At 48.7% G+C, this 15,158-nt stretch carries 12 protein-coding genes; 4 read left to right on the top strand and 8 right to left on the bottom strand.

All coding sequences use genetic code 11. The annotated features are described in order from the left end of the window. Positions 1 to 90: 90 nt before the first annotated feature. Together ATHL_RS07250 and ATHL_RS07245 are read right to left on the bottom strand one after the other, a co-directional pair. Positions 91 to 2,928: an alpha-L-rhamnosidase gene (locus tag ATHL_RS07250; protein ID WP_062191565.1), complete on the bottom strand. Its 2,838-nt coding sequence runs from the start codon at positions 2,926 to 2,928 to the stop codon at positions 91 to 93. Between the two features lie 328 nt (positions 2,929 to 3,256). After that, positions 3,257 to 3,688 carry a LacI family DNA-binding transcriptional regulator gene (locus tag ATHL_RS07245; protein ID WP_062191562.1) on the bottom strand — a complete coding sequence of 144 codons (432 nt, stop codon included), beginning with the start codon at positions 3,686 to 3,688 and terminating at the stop codon, positions 3,257 to 3,259. Positions 3,689 to 3,979: 291 nt separating this feature from the next. Here ATHL_RS07245 and rpmF point away from each other — a divergent pair, with 291 nt between their 5' ends. Continuing rightward, entirely contained in the window at positions 3,980 to 4,171 is a 192-nt protein-coding gene (gene rpmF / locus ATHL_RS07240) for a 50S ribosomal protein L32 (protein ID WP_084001253.1), read from the top strand. 66 nt (positions 4,172 to 4,237) lie between these two features. Here rpmF and ATHL_RS07235 read toward each other — a convergent pair whose 3' ends face one another. The 6 genes from ATHL_RS07235 to trmFO are packed head-to-tail and all read right to left on the bottom strand — an operon-like array spanning position 4,238 to position 10,538. Further along, a complete protein-coding gene (locus ATHL_RS07235) occupies positions 4,238 to 4,447 on the bottom strand; it encodes a hypothetical protein (RefSeq protein WP_062191559.1) in 210 nt (69 codons plus the stop codon). Further along, the gene (hflX, locus tag ATHL_RS07230; RefSeq protein WP_062191556.1) at positions 4,444 to 5,811 is read right to left on the bottom strand and encodes a GTPase HflX; all 1,368 of its coding nucleotides are present in this window, start codon (positions 5,809 to 5,811) and stop codon (positions 4,444 to 4,446) included. Before hflX ends, ATHL_RS07235 begins: the two co-directional genes overlap by 4 nt. A gap of 2 nt (positions 5,812 to 5,813) precedes the next feature. After that, complete coding sequence (locus ATHL_RS07225) at positions 5,814 to 7,007, bottom strand: LL-diaminopimelate aminotransferase (RefSeq protein WP_062191553.1); 1,194 nt, start codon at positions 7,005 to 7,007, stop codon at positions 5,814 to 5,816. 18 nt (positions 7,008 to 7,025) lie between these two features. Next, positions 7,026 to 8,249, bottom strand: a complete 1,224-nt coding sequence (locus tag ATHL_RS07220) for a sensor histidine kinase (protein WP_062191550.1) — start codon at positions 8,247 to 8,249, stop codon at positions 7,026 to 7,028. 38 nt (positions 8,250 to 8,287) lie between these two features. Continuing rightward, the gene (locus ATHL_RS07215; RefSeq protein WP_062191547.1) at positions 8,288 to 9,208 is read right to left on the bottom strand and encodes a M28 family peptidase; all 921 of its coding nucleotides are present in this window, start codon (positions 9,206 to 9,208) and stop codon (positions 8,288 to 8,290) included. Next, entirely contained in the window at positions 9,174 to 10,538 is a 1,365-nt protein-coding gene (trmFO, locus tag ATHL_RS07210; protein ID WP_062191544.1) for a methylenetetrahydrofolate--tRNA-(uracil(54)-C(5))-methyltransferase (FADH(2)-oxidizing) TrmFO, read from the bottom strand. The genes ATHL_RS07215 and trmFO overlap by 35 nt, the downstream gene beginning before the upstream one ends. An 88-nt stretch (positions 10,539 to 10,626) precedes the next feature. Here trmFO and ATHL_RS07205 point away from each other — a divergent pair, with 88 nt between their 5' ends. The 3 genes from ATHL_RS07205 to ATHL_RS07195 are packed head-to-tail and all read left to right on the top strand — an operon-like array spanning position 10,627 to position 15,147. After that, positions 10,627 to 12,027 (top strand): RNA polymerase factor sigma-54, encoded by a 1,401-nt coding sequence (locus tag ATHL_RS07205; protein WP_062191541.1) that lies wholly within the window; start codon positions 10,627 to 10,629, stop codon positions 12,025 to 12,027. A 7-nt stretch (positions 12,028 to 12,034) separates the two neighbouring features. Next, positions 12,035 to 13,993 carry a two-component system sensor histidine kinase NtrB gene (locus ATHL_RS07200; protein WP_062191538.1) on the top strand — a complete coding sequence of 653 codons (1,959 nt, stop codon included), beginning with the start codon at positions 12,035 to 12,037 and terminating at the stop codon, positions 13,991 to 13,993. Beyond that, the gene (locus tag ATHL_RS07195) at positions 13,990 to 15,147 is read left to right on the top strand and encodes a sigma-54-dependent transcriptional regulator (RefSeq protein WP_062191535.1); all 1,158 of its coding nucleotides are present in this window, start codon (positions 13,990 to 13,992) and stop codon (positions 15,145 to 15,147) included. The genes ATHL_RS07200 and ATHL_RS07195 overlap by 4 nt, the downstream gene beginning before the upstream one ends. The last annotated feature ends 11 nt before the right edge of the window (positions 15,148 to 15,158 follow it).

Below are 15,158 nucleotides of genomic sequence, written 5' to 3'. Positions count from 1 at the left end.
TAAAGTTAAGGGCCATTTCAAGTTGATCATAGAGCTGGTGGGAAGTTGATTCCCAACCAGCTCTATGAGGTCTAAGAAAGGGGTGAGATTTTACCGATTCAACGAAGCAAAAACCTTCTGCAAATCTTCGAGGATGGATTTTGCCTGCGGCATGAACCCAACGGCGTCGCATAATTTGATATCTTCACGGCTCAGGAGATGATCTGCCAGCTCTGTGCCATAGCTTCGTAAAACTTGCAGAGCCAATGAGAATGCCTCAGGGTCATCAATTAACTCTCCCACTGTGCTATCAAGTGAGATGGGCTTACGGGGGTGTTTTTTGGGAGTAAAAGGATACTTCCATGTGTGTTTCCCAGAGCCGACCTCCAGGGGGGCTTCTTCTTTCCCGGGCAAAATGACACGTGCGCGAGTGTTTGGTGGGACTTCAACCTCAACCGTGAGAGTCTCTCCCTCCAGAATCCATGAGGTGCTGGCCATTCCGTAAGGGGTAAGGTGGCGAGCAGAAGCATGTTTCAGAGGGCTTCCCAGAATGGGATGAACTTCAATGCGGCGGTAACCTGGTTCGGCTGGAGCCAGGCCGGCCACAGTACGGTGAAGCCGGTCAGCGACGGCTCCAAGGGCATAATGATTGAAGGAAGTCATTTCTCCCGGATTTACTCTACCATCGGGTAACATGCTGTCCCATCGCTCCCAAATGGTTGTTGCACCCATGGTAACCGGGTACAACCAGGAAGGACATTCGCGTTGGGTGATTAACCGGAAAGCTGCTTCCGGATCTCCGTAGGTGCACAGGGCATCACAGATGAGCGGAGTACCTACAAATCCCGTGCTGATCCGATAACCACTGGATCGAACGAGTTCGGTAAGACGGGCTCCAGCCCGGCGACGCTGGGCTTCTTCGGGTAACAGGGCGAACTGTAAGGCCAATGCATATGCGGTGGCCGAGTCACTCAACACCCTGCCTGACGGAGTAACATATTCCCAATTGAAGGCTTTGCGGATTTCGTCGGCTAAGTTCAAATAATATTTTTCTTCCTCAATGAGTCCAAGAACTTTTGCGGTCTGGCCGACAATTTCTGAAGAACGTGCAAAATAAGCGGTTGCCACGATAAAGCCAGGGGTGCGGGCGTCGCCAGGTCTATCCGGTGGAGCAGCGGGATCGAGCCAATCTCCAAATTGGAAGCCTTTATCCCACAAGCGGGACTCCCCGGCAATTTTTTCGATGAGATCAACCCAGGCCCGCATACTCTCAAACTGATCAGAGAGGATTTTTTCATCACCAAATCGCTGATAGAGGACCCAGGGAATGAACACGGCTGCGTCTCCCCAGGCTGCAGCCGGTGGGGTGGGATGTTCCATAATGGTAGGAACAACGAAGGGAACGACGCCAGTTTCTTTTTGCTCTGCAGCCAGGTCTGCAAGCCAGGAAGTAAGAAAACCAGCTGAATCGTAAAGGAAAGAGGCAGTGGGTGAAAATACCTGAATGTCGCCCGTCCAACCCAGACGTTCATCTCTCTGCGGACAATCTGTAGGGATGTAGAAGAAATTCCCGCGCATGCTCCAGATCACATTTTCGTGTAGCCGATTAATTAGTGGGTCAGAGCATTCGAACCACCCGGTACGTTCCATATCGGAATAACAAACCACTGCATGTAAATCTTCGGGTTTGAGTTCGCCCGGCCATCCGGTGACCTCGGCATACCGAAAACCATGGAAAGTAAACCTTGGTTCCCAGGTTTCTATGCTTTCTCCCTTTAGAATGTACTGATCTGTCGCTTTGGCGTGGCGTAATGGTCGAGTTGCCAGTTCTCCGTTTTCGAGGACTTCTGCATGGCGTAATGTAATGGTTGTTCCGGCAGTTCCTCTAACGGTAATGTTTATTCGCCCCACCAGGTTTTGGCCAAAATCTACCAGGGTTTTTCCGGAAGGGGAGAGGAAAATTTTCTTCGGCTTCAGGATCTCGGTTCGCCGCACAGGTGGTTCTAATGGGGCAAAAAGGGTATGGTAATCCCAGTCAGTCTTAATTACCCCGCCCCAATCATGATCGTTGAACCCGGGCTCTTTCCACCCTTCTGGCTCTAAGCGAGCATCATATATTTCTCCATCGTAGATATTGTTATAAAGAATCGGCCCACGGGTAGCTTTCCAGGTTTCATCCGAGGTCACCCAGACTTTTTCACCATTTTCCAATTCAGCTTCGAGTTGGGCAAGTAAAGCGAGGTGTTCACCATAGATATTCACCCGGCCACCACCGAATCCCAGACGTCCGCGGAACCATCCGTCTCCAAGCATGACCCCAATCGCATTGGCACCTTCCTGGAGTAGATCTGTCACATCATAAATCTGATAGCGAAGCCGATGATGATAACTGGTCCAGCCGGGAGGCATAACCTGGTCACCAACACGCTTTCCATTCAGGCTTGCCTCGTATACACCCAGAGCGGTGATATAAAGGCGTGCTTGCCGAACCTTATCAGGGAGGGAAAACTCCTTTCGCATCAGAGGGCCGGGGCGGGGTTGTGTTGCATCTTCGTCCCACTCTGGCCGAATGAATTGTGCTTTCCAATCCTCCGGTGAGAGCAGGCCTGCTTCAACCCATGCCAGATCACTCCACTCCGATACCTTTCCATCTTTTCCCCAGACGCGGATCCGTACCCCTACTCGCTGGCGAGAGGTTAACGGTGAAAAAGGCCAGGGAACAAGAACGGAATTGGGTGAGGTGATTTTTCCAGATTGTTCAAGCATTTCACCTGAGGATGAGAAGGATACGATCTCATATGCTGATTGTTCCCAATCGGGTTGATCGGTTTGGATCATCCAGGATAGGCGTGGTCGGGGAACACCAATTCCTAAAGCCTCTCGTAAATGCTCAAAACGAATTCTTGTGATTCTGATGTCCGAGGATGTGTTGTGATTTGAGGTAGTCATAATGGTCCTTTTTAAACTTTTATGATGAGACGAGAGTTGTATTATCCTCTAAGTTTCGTTAGAAGGCGGTCGTTTTTATTTCGGGGCGATTTCTCCTTTCTGTGTGAGATTAAAATAAGCAGGTTACGATGGTGCTGGACCGGTAGAATCCCGAATAATCCGGGATATAAATCTGTTGATAAAGCTTTTCGGAATTGGCCATTCGTTCCAACACCATTGGATGGCTTTTCGTCCAGCCTGGAGGATATTTTAGTTGCAGTAGGCAATTCAAGTCATACTCGGGACGATACTCGTTGACCTCAACTACCGGAAGCCGATGACGTTGAATCTAGGGTAAGATGGTTCGGACGTCCTCAGAGGATTCGATGAGCCTGCCTGATAGGATGAGCCCTTCGATCCGTCGTCCCATGAGGTCCTTCATCATTCTTTGGATGTAAGGACGGTCGAGGGAACGGGTGAAAAGCAGAATGTTATAGCCGTTCTCTCTGGATTCCTGTTCAACTCCCTCCGCAAATTCCCAATGATGGGGGTTATACATGTCGATGGCAATCATTCGAATGGTGCGGGTGTCGCCTGAGCGAAGCGTTTGAGCGCGAACATCAGGTTCATATCCCAGTTCCTCAACAGCCTTAAGCACCCTGAGGCGGGTCTCTTCGGATATGGAGACTTTTCCATCGGCCAATCCATTCACAACCAGGGAGACGGTTGCCCGGGAAACACCGGCTAATTTAGCTACATCTACCTGGGTGGGTCGTTTCATCACACTGCATCCTGAAACATAATCGTGTGAAAGGTGAACGAATGACAGGGACGAGTCAAGGGATGATTCTGGTTTAGAACGGATTAATTTATACGTGTCAATAACCTGAAGATACTATAATTCAAATTCGAGAGTCAATTCCCTTTTTGCTCCAACCACCATTTTTTAGAGAAAGATAATCGCCAACTGGTAGAAATGACATAATCAAACCTTGACGGTTATTTCTGGAAAGGGTAGAATTACACGGCTTTAATTGAGAGGCATTTTGTTGAAAGAGAATGGAGATCTGGAATGGTTCCGCACCCGAAAAGAAAACATTCCCAAGGCCGGCGTGATCGACGGCGCAGCCAGGATGTAGTGAAACCACTCAACCTTGTGCAGTGTAGTAACTGTGGGGAGCTTCGACCTCCTCACACAGTGTGCCCTTCCTGTGGACATTACCAGGGCCGTGAGGTCTTAAGCGTGGAAAAAGCGAAGAAGTAAGCCGGATTCGCTGGATTAATCACAACCGTCTCTATAAAACCGCAGAACAGACCTGCGGTTTTATGTTTATAAAGCCCAGGCGATCATGAAGCCAAGGATTGCCAGGATCACACCCAGATGCAGGAAAAAGTCGGTAGCAGCGAACCAGCCAACGGAGAAAATTTTTAGAAAGAGATTGATCACAACAAAAACTATTCCGAGAAGGGGGAGTAAACCCTTCCGGTGGGCGAAAAAATTTGAGAACCAGTCTAAAAAACGGTTGAACTGATCAATCATGTTTCGATGATTTCTCCAACTTCTTCACTGGCATCGTTTGAGGTGTTTTTGATGAAGGGCTGAAACCTTGCGAGGAGCCGGACAGGAAGGTTGCCTTCAATCCATACTCCGCCCCGCACATGTTCTACCCGGGACACTTTACCCTGATCATGGAAAATTGAAATCAGGTTTCCTTGCTGATAGGGCAATTTGACTCTGACAGGTATGTACACTTCGAAGAGTTCTCGTGAAACCGTCGAAAGTAGTTCCGGGATACCCTGCCCGGTTAATGCAGAGATGGCAACAATGGGGCCGGGTAAACCATAAAGTGTTTGCGCTGCTGCCTGAGGATCAGGGAATTGATCAACCTTGTTGAGCACAGTGATCGTGGGAATGTGACTGGCATCAATCTCTGTTAGCGTCTGGTGCACAGCCTGAGCCTGTTGCAAGGCATTGGGGTGAGTAATATCCACGACGTGAAGAAGTAAATCGGCTTCGGCAATTTCTTCCAGGGTGGCCCGGAAAGCGGCCACTAACTGGGTTGGGAGTTTCTGGATAAACCCAACTGTATCGGTAAAAAGAGCCCAATTTCCTCCGGGAAGTTCAACCCGCCGGGTAGTGGGATCGAGGGTTGCGAAGAGTTGATCGGCCACCAAAACATCAGCTCTGGCAAGGCGATTGAGCAGGGTAGATTTACCGGCATTGGTGTACCCCACAAGAGCCACGGTTGGAATCTGAGATCGCTGACGCTGAGAGCGATATCGGCTTCGATGTGCACGTACTTTCTCCAGCTCGCTTTTCAAGCTGGCAATCCGTTTTCGAATTTCCCGGCGGTCTACTTCAAGCTGGGTTTCACCTGGACCACGCAGGCCAACTCCACCCGTGCTACCGGTTCGCCCTCCCCCACCACCAGTTTGCCGGGCCAGGTGCGTCCAGGCACGGGTGAGACGTGGCAAACGATATTCGTATTGAGCCAGTTCTACCTGAAGAATACCTTCCCGAGTGCTGGCATGTTGAGCGAAAATATCGAGGATGAGAGCCGTGCGATCCAGAATCCGGACGTTTTCACCGAAACGCTCTTCCAGTTCACGGAGGTGACGGGGTGATAATTCGTTATCAAAAACAACTACCTGAGCGAGCGTTTCTTCCACCAGGGCTTTGATTTCTTCCACTTTCCCAGGTCCTATAAAAGTATTGGGATTAGGAGCATCTAACTTTTGGCTGGTCATACCGACCACTTCAAGCCCTGCGGTCTTCGCAAGTAAAGCCAGCTCGGTTAATGAATCCTCCAGTGAAAGGAGAGAAGGTTCATTTCTGAGTTCTACACCTACCAGAAAAGCGCGTTCTTTGGGAGGAAGGGTCGGTTCCGCGATTTTTTTAGCCATGGTTATTCCTTAATCCAGCCTTTAATTCGCTCCATTGCTTTCTGGATGAGTTCGGTATCTGTGCCCAGGGATACACGCAGGTACCCTTCCCCGTGAGCTCCATAAACAATCCCCGGTGTGACGGATACGCCGGTTGATTCTAAAAGGCGAGTGCAGAAATCTGTGCTATCGTTATGACCAGGGGGTAATTTTGCCCAGACATAAATGGCGGCAGGAGGAATGTCAACCGTAAAGCCAGCCTCCCTCAAACCCTGGACAACAATGTCTCGGCGCTGGCGGTAAATGTCGTTCCGTTGTTCGATCCAGGATTGATCTCCAGTGAGGGCTACAGTTCCGGCATCGAGAATTGCCTGGAATTGAGATGAATCCGATTGGCTTTTATACGTATGAAGGTATGAAATGACTCTGGCGTTCCCAACCGCCATTCCCAGGCGCCAACCTGCCATATTATAAGTCTTGGAAAGGGAGTTGAACTCTACGGTAACTTCTCGGGCACCGGGGATTTGCAGAATACTAGGGGCACGATATCCTTCAAAACAAATATCTGTATAGGGCGCATCACTGGCCACCAATACCTGATATCTGTGCGCAAATTCTATTACTTTCATGTAGAAGTCATACGTTGCCACTGCCCCGGTTGGATTATTGGGATAATTCAACCAGAGGATTTTTGCTCGCCTGGCAACCTCAGGGGGAATGGCATCTAAATCAGGTAAAAACCCGTTTTCCTTGAGCAGGGGCATGGGATATACTTCGGCACCAGCGATCATACTACCAGCAGCATATACGGGATACCCGGGATCTGGTACCAGTGAGATGTCACCAGGATTCAACAAGACCTGACTCAGATTAAAAAGACCTTCTTTAGAACCGACGAGTGCGAGCACCTCTTTTTGTGGATCGAGAGAGACATCGAATCGATTCAGGTAGTACTCAGCCACTGCTTTTCGAAAGGCTGGTGTGCCGCCATTGGGTGAGTAGCCGTGAGTATCGGGGCGACGAGCGGACTGGATCAACGCATCAATGATAAAGTCGGCTGGAGGCAGATCGGGAGACCCCATATCCAATCGGATGACATCCATGCCTTGCGCACGTAATTGAGCGATCTTTTGATTCAGGCTGGCAAAGAAGTACGGTTTGAAAGAGGCAATTCTATCTGCAGGCTGTATAAAGGTGTAATTTTCGTACTCGTTCATATCCAATCCTTAATGAAATCAGGCGGCTCCAATGACCGGCGCCAGTAAACGGGCTAATTTCTCGTCGGGCGGCTCTCGGCGATGTGGGATGAGAATGTGGAAGGTTGACCCGGGTAATTTTTCTTCATCATAGCCGGGTGATTCAACCCAAATCGCCCCGCCGTGAGACTCGATGATTCCGCGGGCAATGTGCAGACCAAGCCCCGGGCCACCCCCTTTGAATTTGGTTTTTCCGCTGGAGTGAAGGTCGCTGTTGCCAAGGCGAGCAAATTTATCAAAAATGAGTAACTGGTCTTCCGGGGCAATGCCAATTCCTGTGTCGTTAACAACGACCTCGATAAACCCCGGCAACAGGCGGCCATCGACGGTGATTTTTCCTCCATCGGGGGTGTATTTCATAGCGTTGGTGAGTACATTTCGTAGCACCTGTAATAAACGTTCGGGGTCTCCAAAGGTCATTTCGGAACTCCCGGGAAAATCATATATCTCAAGGGTCTGATGGCGTTCTTTGATGAAGGGTTCCAGCTCGTTTTTAATCACCGACAATAAACGGTTTACCCAGACAGGTTGGAAATTCAGGGAGAGTAAGTTATTGTCGATCATTGAAACATCAATCATATCGTCAATAATGAGTTTCAAGCGTTTTGTGCCAGTGCTGATCCCATTTAATAATTCCTGCTCGTAAGGAGAAAGCTCTTTTTTGTTCAGCACTTCTCGAAGCATAGCTGCATACCCTTCTACCAGAGTAAGAGGAGTCTTCAACTCATGGGCAGCTACGGCAATGAAATCGGATTTACTACGGTCTAACCGCTCCAGAGTTTGTTGTACCTGTTTTAACTGGTTGGATACATAGGATACCCTCACCTGAATCTCCGCCTGAGCAGCTTTTTCATAACAATAAGTCAGATGTGGGATGATATCCACAATCAAAGAAAGAGCCTGTTCTTCGTGGAGAGTCTGCCGGCATACATCGATGGTTCGTTGCATTATTTCTCGAATAAAGCTCAAAAGGTTGCTTTCTCTGGCTTCCAGGTCAGTCTGGGTGAGGGATGAAGCCCACTCATCCAGAACTGGATCCAACCATTCTGGATTGCCTGTTTCTACAGCCTGAGTGAGAAGAAAGAAAAACCGTTCGAGTTGAGCACGGAGATCATCACGAATATTCAAGGACCGCGCCATGGCTTCAGTTGCGCGGCTCAACCAGATGGGTTGTAGATTGCGAAGCAATTCAGGCTCTTGCATCTTTGAATTAAACAATAGGTACCCTGTTTAATACTATTTTACCACCCCCTCTGGTGGATCCATTGTACAAGGACGCGCCCAACGGCGGCAAGGCTTTCTGGAGAGACTTTATCGGGAGTATCTGAAGTTTTGTGCCAGTAAGGATAGTCAAAGTCAATGATGTCAACTGCAGCAATCCCACGCTGTAAGAAGGGGGTGTGATCGTCTAGCATACTGAACCTGGGGTAGGGGAGGAAGCGACTAGAAAAACCCAGGTCAGCTGCAATCTGCCAGATTTCTTCCTGTAACTTGGTATCGGAATTGCGCTCGAAATAAATTTGTTGGTCAGCGTCACCAATCATATCTATGATGATTACTGCTTCGGGGAGAACGGTTAATTGCTGAGCGTAATAAGAAGATCCAATGATCCAGGGGAGGCCATTGATCTCTCCCTGATCTTCAACATCGAAAAAAACCAGGTTGATGTCTTTGGTTTCTTTGGGAAGAACGCGGGCAATTTCCAGGAGTACAGCTACTCCAGAGGCACCGTCATTGGCGCCTGGGACGGGTTGATTACGCTGATCGGGATTTTCATCCTGATCTGCCAGTTGCCGGGTATCGTAATGAGCTCCCAGGATGAGCCGGGGAGATAAGGAACCACGGTGGGCAATGATGTTGATAACCGGAATGCCGGAAATTGTGGTTTCTTGTAGCAACACTTCCCAATGATGGCGCTGCAGCTGAGAGGTTATATACTTCACCGCGGCATGGTGTGCGGGGCTACCGGGTATACGCGGCCCCATTTGCACCTGGGCAAGCACATGTTGGTAGGCTTGTTTCCCATCGAATCGAACTGGTTTGAGCAATGGCCAGAGGAAGCTTACCAGAATGATAGCCCCGACCAGGAGGGTAAAGAAAAGTAAAATGCGAGATTTCCTGAACGGGCTACCCGAATGCGTGAATGGGTGGGATGAGGTCATGAGCATTTATCCAGAGTTCAAGGTCGGTCAGTGCACGAGAGACATATTGCATTGACCGTTTCCGTTTATCGTGTTCCAGGTCTGGTAGAGGGGAAAGGATACCGAAATTGGCTTTCATGGGTTGAAAGTCTTTCAGAGAGGCATGGGTTATGTAATGACATAACGCCCCAATCATGGTCGTCGGCGGAGGAGTCACCGGGGGGAGGCTGCGAGCAAGGCGGGCAGCATTGATGCCGGCGAGAAGCCCCGTGGCGATGTTACCCATATATCCTTCGACGCCGGTAATTTGGCCGGCAAAGAGAATATTTTCTTGAGACTTTAATTGTAAGGTGGAATGCAATAAAACAGGTGAAGCAAGAAAGGTATTCCGGTGCATTTGTCCGAAGCGTTCAAACTCAGCCGATTCAAGCCCCGGGATCAGACGGAAAACGCGTTTTTGTTCCTGGTAAAGCAGATTGGTTTGGAATCCAACCATATTATACAGGGTGCCAGCCAGGTTATCCTGGCGTAGCTGAACTACAGCATAAGGCCTCCGGCCTGTATGGGGATCTCTGAGGCCAACAGGTCTCATGGGGCCGAATGCCAGAGCTTGCAATCCCCGCGATGCGATTACTTCAACAGGCAGGCAACCCTCAAAAAAAGCCCCGGCACGTACCCCTTCCAGGATAGGAGTTTCAAAGTCACGCAGGGGAATCCTCTCTGCATGAATTAATTCTGTAACAAAATGTTCATATTCTTCGCGAGTCAGCGGGCAGTTAATATAATCTCCCTCAGGTTGTTCGGTTTTGCCGTATCGAGACGCTCTGAAGGCTTTTTCCATATTGATGGTATCAGCTCGAACAACCGGGGCGATGGCATCAAAAAAGAAAAGGTGCTCCTGCCCTGTGATCATCTGAATGGACTGACTCAGGCCAGGAGAGGTGAGAGGGCCTGACGCAATCACCGTCAGTGAGGATGGTATTTCAAGGACCTCCTCACGGACGAGAGTGATCATTGGGTGACTGGCGATGACCTCGGTAACTTTTTGAGAGAATGCTTCCCGATCAACGGCTAAAGCAGATCCGGCAGGGATGCTGGTTGTTTCCGCGATCTGCAGAAGCAAAGACCCTAGCCGGCGTAGCTCCTCTTTAAGTAAACCTGAAGCACGGTCTTGAAGGTTGGATCCAAGTGAGTTTGAGCAGACGAGTTCGGCCAGATTTCCACTGACATGAGCGCCGGTTGGTTTAGAGGGACGCATTTCGTAGAGTCGCACCTTCATCCCTCGTATGGCCGCCTGCCATGCAGCTTCGCTTCCAGCTAATCCGCCTCCAATTACGATTAATTCTTCCATTGGAATTTGATTTTACCATCAAAAGGGGTGGCACAGAACTTGCAACATTTTTTAACCAAGGCTATACTGTTTTCAAGGATCGACTGACATGTTCCAGCATCTACCTGTTCACACCATTCGCCCATTGACCACGGCACATCTGGCTCAGACGATGACATTATTGAGCCTTACATCGGGTGAGCTTCAACAACAGATTGAGGCCGAGTTAGCCTCCAATCCGGCGTTGGAATTGGTGGATGAAATTCGCTGTCCAACCTGTCGCCGTCTGTTGCGTAATGGGGGGGTATGTCCTGTTTGTAGTCGGCCTTCTTTGAAAAGTGAGGATGATCCCATCGTCTTTGTTTCTACCCGAGATGTTGTCTCAGGCTTTGGGGATGTGGAAGAAAAAGATGATTATGAGGACACAGGTTCTGCATCCACTGAAGACCTGGCTACCTATGTATTTCGGCAAGTAGCTCCCGATGTATCCGTGGAAGACCGTGGGATTGCCGCGTTTCTATTAACACATCTGGATGAAGATGGTCTACTCACGGTCTCACTTGAAGAAGTAGCGGCATACTTGCACGTGCCTTTGACACGGGTATTTGGGGTACAAAAAATTATTCAACGAGCAGACCCCCTGGGTGTGGGGTCTTGCAGTACTACGGAAGCGTTGCTGGTTCAGGTTGATGTGTTGCGTGAAAGCCGCCATGTACCCGAAAATCTAGAACGGGTCATTCGGGATGGGATGGATTATTTAAGCCGCAGACAATATCACGAGCTTGCTAAATCTCTGGGTATGGCGGACGAGGCCGTGAGGGAGTGTGCAAGGTTTATTGCGGAAAACCTTAATCCCTTTCCGGGAAGGTCCTCTTGGGGGGATATTCGAGAACCTTCTGGACCGCAGACGCAAATATTTTATCGCCCTGACATCATCATTAGTCGGTTAACCGGTGAGCCTGATAGTCAACTTGTGGTGGAAATTTTGTTTCCACTCTGGGGGACTTTACGGGTAAACCCTCTCTTTAAGCAAGCGATTCGCCAGGCAGAAGATGAAAACAAGGAAAGTATGAAAGAAGACCTGGAGCGGGCATCCCTTTTTATCAAATGCCTTCAACAGCGAAACCACACCATGCAGCGATTAATGGCACAAATTGCCACCCTACAACGTGATTTTATTCTCTATGGAGAGAAATATCTCAGGCCGATCACCCGGGCCTACCTGGCAAAAGTGTTGGGGGTTCATGAATCGACCATTTCACGTGCGGTAGCTAATAAATCGGTTCAATTACCCAATCGCAAGATCATTCCACTGGCGGATTTTTTTGACCGCAGTCTTAGTGCGAGAATGGTTTTGAAGGAAATCATCCATCAGGAAGCCCGCCCACTCAGCGATTCAGAGCTGGTTCAACTTCTGGCAGAGAGAGGGTATGAAGTAGCCCGGAGAACTGTGGCAAAATATCGAGCCATGGAGGGGATTCTGCCCGCTAACTTAAGGAGGACCGGTTAAATGGCCCATGGTTGATTTTGGTTGGTTTCACAAAATGTTTCGAATCCCCTGGCAGAATGATCTACCGGGGGGTAATGAGTTTAATACTGTGCTGGAATTGATCGATAAGCCAGCACTTCTGGTGAGTAAAAAAGATGGGCTTATTTACAGATACAACCAGGCTTTTTTGAAACTCTCGAAGTTTGAGGCAAATGAAGTTGCCAGAGAAAAAGTAACGAAGGTCATTACAGGTATTTCTGATGAAGATTACGCTGCGGCAAACGAGAAGGACGTAATTCTGCTAAGACAGGGTCAAGAAGCATGTAAAGTAAAGTTAACTTCCAGAGAGATTAAGGACGGAAGAAGCGGTTTTTATCTATTTATCCTTACCCTGCCACCCCCTAACAACAGTTCGGAACCTGAGTTACCTATGGAAAAGGTAACCCAGGTAATCGATCTTCTTGATGAAGCGGCCATGGAGGGAAATTTTATTGAAGTGCTGCATAAAGTGGGCGTCAAGATGGCAGAGGTGTTGGATGCACCGTTTTTATGTTTATATCAGGCTGATCCAGAAAAACCCAGACTGACCAAGTTCATGGAGTGTTCTTCTGAAGGGGAAATTTTCCCAGACCATATTTCCTCTGTAAGCTTAGCTAGGCTGGCGCGGGTAGGTCTCTGGCAACCTGGAAAAAGACTTATTTCGGATCTTCATCAAATCGGTCATGAGTTTGGCTTTCAATACATAGGAACTGCTCCTTTGGGTCAACCGGGACAATTGTTTGGTTTACTGGTCGTTGCTGATCGTAAAAAACCAGCGGCATGGATCATGGACGCCTTGAACCTTTTTGGGATAGAAATCAGCCGATTCATTGAACATCATGTACTGGTTGAAAATCTGCGGTGTGATTTGTTAGCTCTCAATCAATCCTTAGAGACCTTCCGGGTGATAACCGAAAATGCCCAGGAAGGAATATTGATCCTTAATCCGGCCATGGAAATTACGGCTATGAACCCCGCCGCCGAGTGGATGCTTGGATATGCGGAATGGGAAGTTAAGTCTCAGAAAGCTGATACGGTATTAATCGGCCCGGATAGCCTCATTCCGGCACTGGAGGCCGCAGCAAGGGGAATACCCACCCACAACATCGGAAATGTGTCTCTTCATCGAAGACATGGGCAGTTGTTTCCGGCGCATATTCAAACGATTCCGGTGAGTGACGGAGATCAGGTTGTGGCTCTGGTGGTGTTAGTGACGGATATTTCAGAGAATGAGGAAATTCGGATTCGCAGTCAGCAATTGGAGCAGCGAGCAATTCTTGGAGAAGTTACTGCAGTTTTCGCCCATGAAGTACGGAATCCAATCAATAATATTTATACGGGGTTGCAATTACTCTCAGCGACCCTTCCAGCAGATGACCCACATCAGGATCACTTGACCCGTCTACAGAATGATTGTGTCCGTCTCAACCACTTGATGGAATCGGTTTTAAATTTCTCGCGCAATACCCAGTACAGATTCGAGGCGATCGATCTGGCTTTGTTGTTGAAGCGCCTTTTGGAACGGTGGCATCCGAGATTTTCGAAGGTCAATATTCATCCTTTCTTTCATGTTGAAAACAACACTCCTCTGGTATATGCTGATCCTCGTGCCATGGAACAGGTGTTTACAAACTTAATCAGTAATGCCACCGATGCGATGAGTAAAAATGGTGGAAATCTTGCCGTGAGGATCGGCCCTAAAAATGTGCTTCCCAACCGGCCTCAGGTGGTTGTTACGGTATCTGATGACGGGCCGGGTATTCCTGATGAAATCCGCGATCGGATCTTTGAGCCTTTTGTGACTACAAAAAGTAATGGAACGGGTCTGGGGTTGGCGATTACAAAACGTATTATTACGGCGCACCATGGAAGTATTCAAGTGAGTTCTTTCCCTGGCGGGACAATGTTTGAGGTCACCTTACTTGCTTACAATGGAGAGGAATCATGAGCCTTACGGTATTAATTGTGGATGATGAAGAGACTTTTCGAAAGAATACAGAAACTTATCTGGCTTCAAAGGGATATGAAGTGATTGGGGTGGGTTCCCTGGCAGAAGCCAAGGAGCACCTTCAAAAAGGAAAGGCTGATCTGATCCTTCTCGATGTCCAATTGCCCGATGGATATGGTCCAAATCTTCTTTATGAAACGACCGGAATGGTTTACCGTCCACCGATCATCCTGGTTACAGCCTATGGTGATATAGAAATGGCTGTAGATGCGATGCGAAATGGTGCGCATGATTTTTTAACGAAACCTATCCAATACAGCCAGCTTGAGAAATCAATCGAAAGAGCCGGTGAAATTGTTACCATGCGGCGTGAATTGTTACACTGGCGTCAAATTCAAAAGACATGCGATTTTGTAATCGGGAAGAGCCCCAGGATGCAGACGATGATCGCTCAGGCACAAAAGGCGGCAACGGCGTCGGTTTCTGTTCTCATCACCGGTGAGACTGGCACGGGAAAAGAGGTATTAGCAAAGTTTATTCATCAATCCAGCCCGCGTTCGAACAAACCCTTTATTGCGATTAATTGCGCTGCGATTCAACCCACCATGCTGGAAGCAGAACTTTTTGGTTTTGAAGCAGGTGCGTTTACCGGAGCAGATCGGCGAAAGCATGGCCTCATGGAAGTGGCGGATGGTGGAATTCTGTTCCTCGATGAAATCAGTTCTATGCCAATGGATATTCAGGCCAAATTACTCCGCGCTCTGGAAGAAAGAGCTTTCCGGCGAGTAGGGGGAACAACGCTTATCAAAGTGGATGTACAACTGATTGCGGCATCGAATAGAGATTTAAAAACCATGATTCGGGATGGGCATTTTCGTGAAGACCTGTATTATCGATTAAAAGTAGTGGATCTTCACCTGCCACCTCTTCGTGAACGCAGGGAGGATATTCCGGAACTGGTGGGCTTTTTTATTCGGTTGAATAATGCTCGTCTGGGATTCAATGTGCGGGATATAACTTCTCGTGCCCTGGAAGCATTAATGTCTTACCGTTGGCCGGGAAATATCCGAGAATTAAGTAACTCTATTGAACGAGCAATGTTGTTTTGTAACGGAGAGGTAATTGACCTGGCTGACCTACCCGATCTGGAGTAGAAGTCTGCTCA

The sequence above is a fragment of the Anaerolinea thermolimosa genome (assembly GCF_001050195.2).
In the GTDB taxonomy this organism is placed as follows: domain Bacteria; phylum Chloroflexota; class Anaerolineae; order Anaerolineales; family Anaerolineaceae; genus Anaerolinea; species Anaerolinea thermolimosa.
Note: the sequence above shows the minus strand (reverse complement) of the source record. Positions and strands in the feature narration are given on the sequence as shown.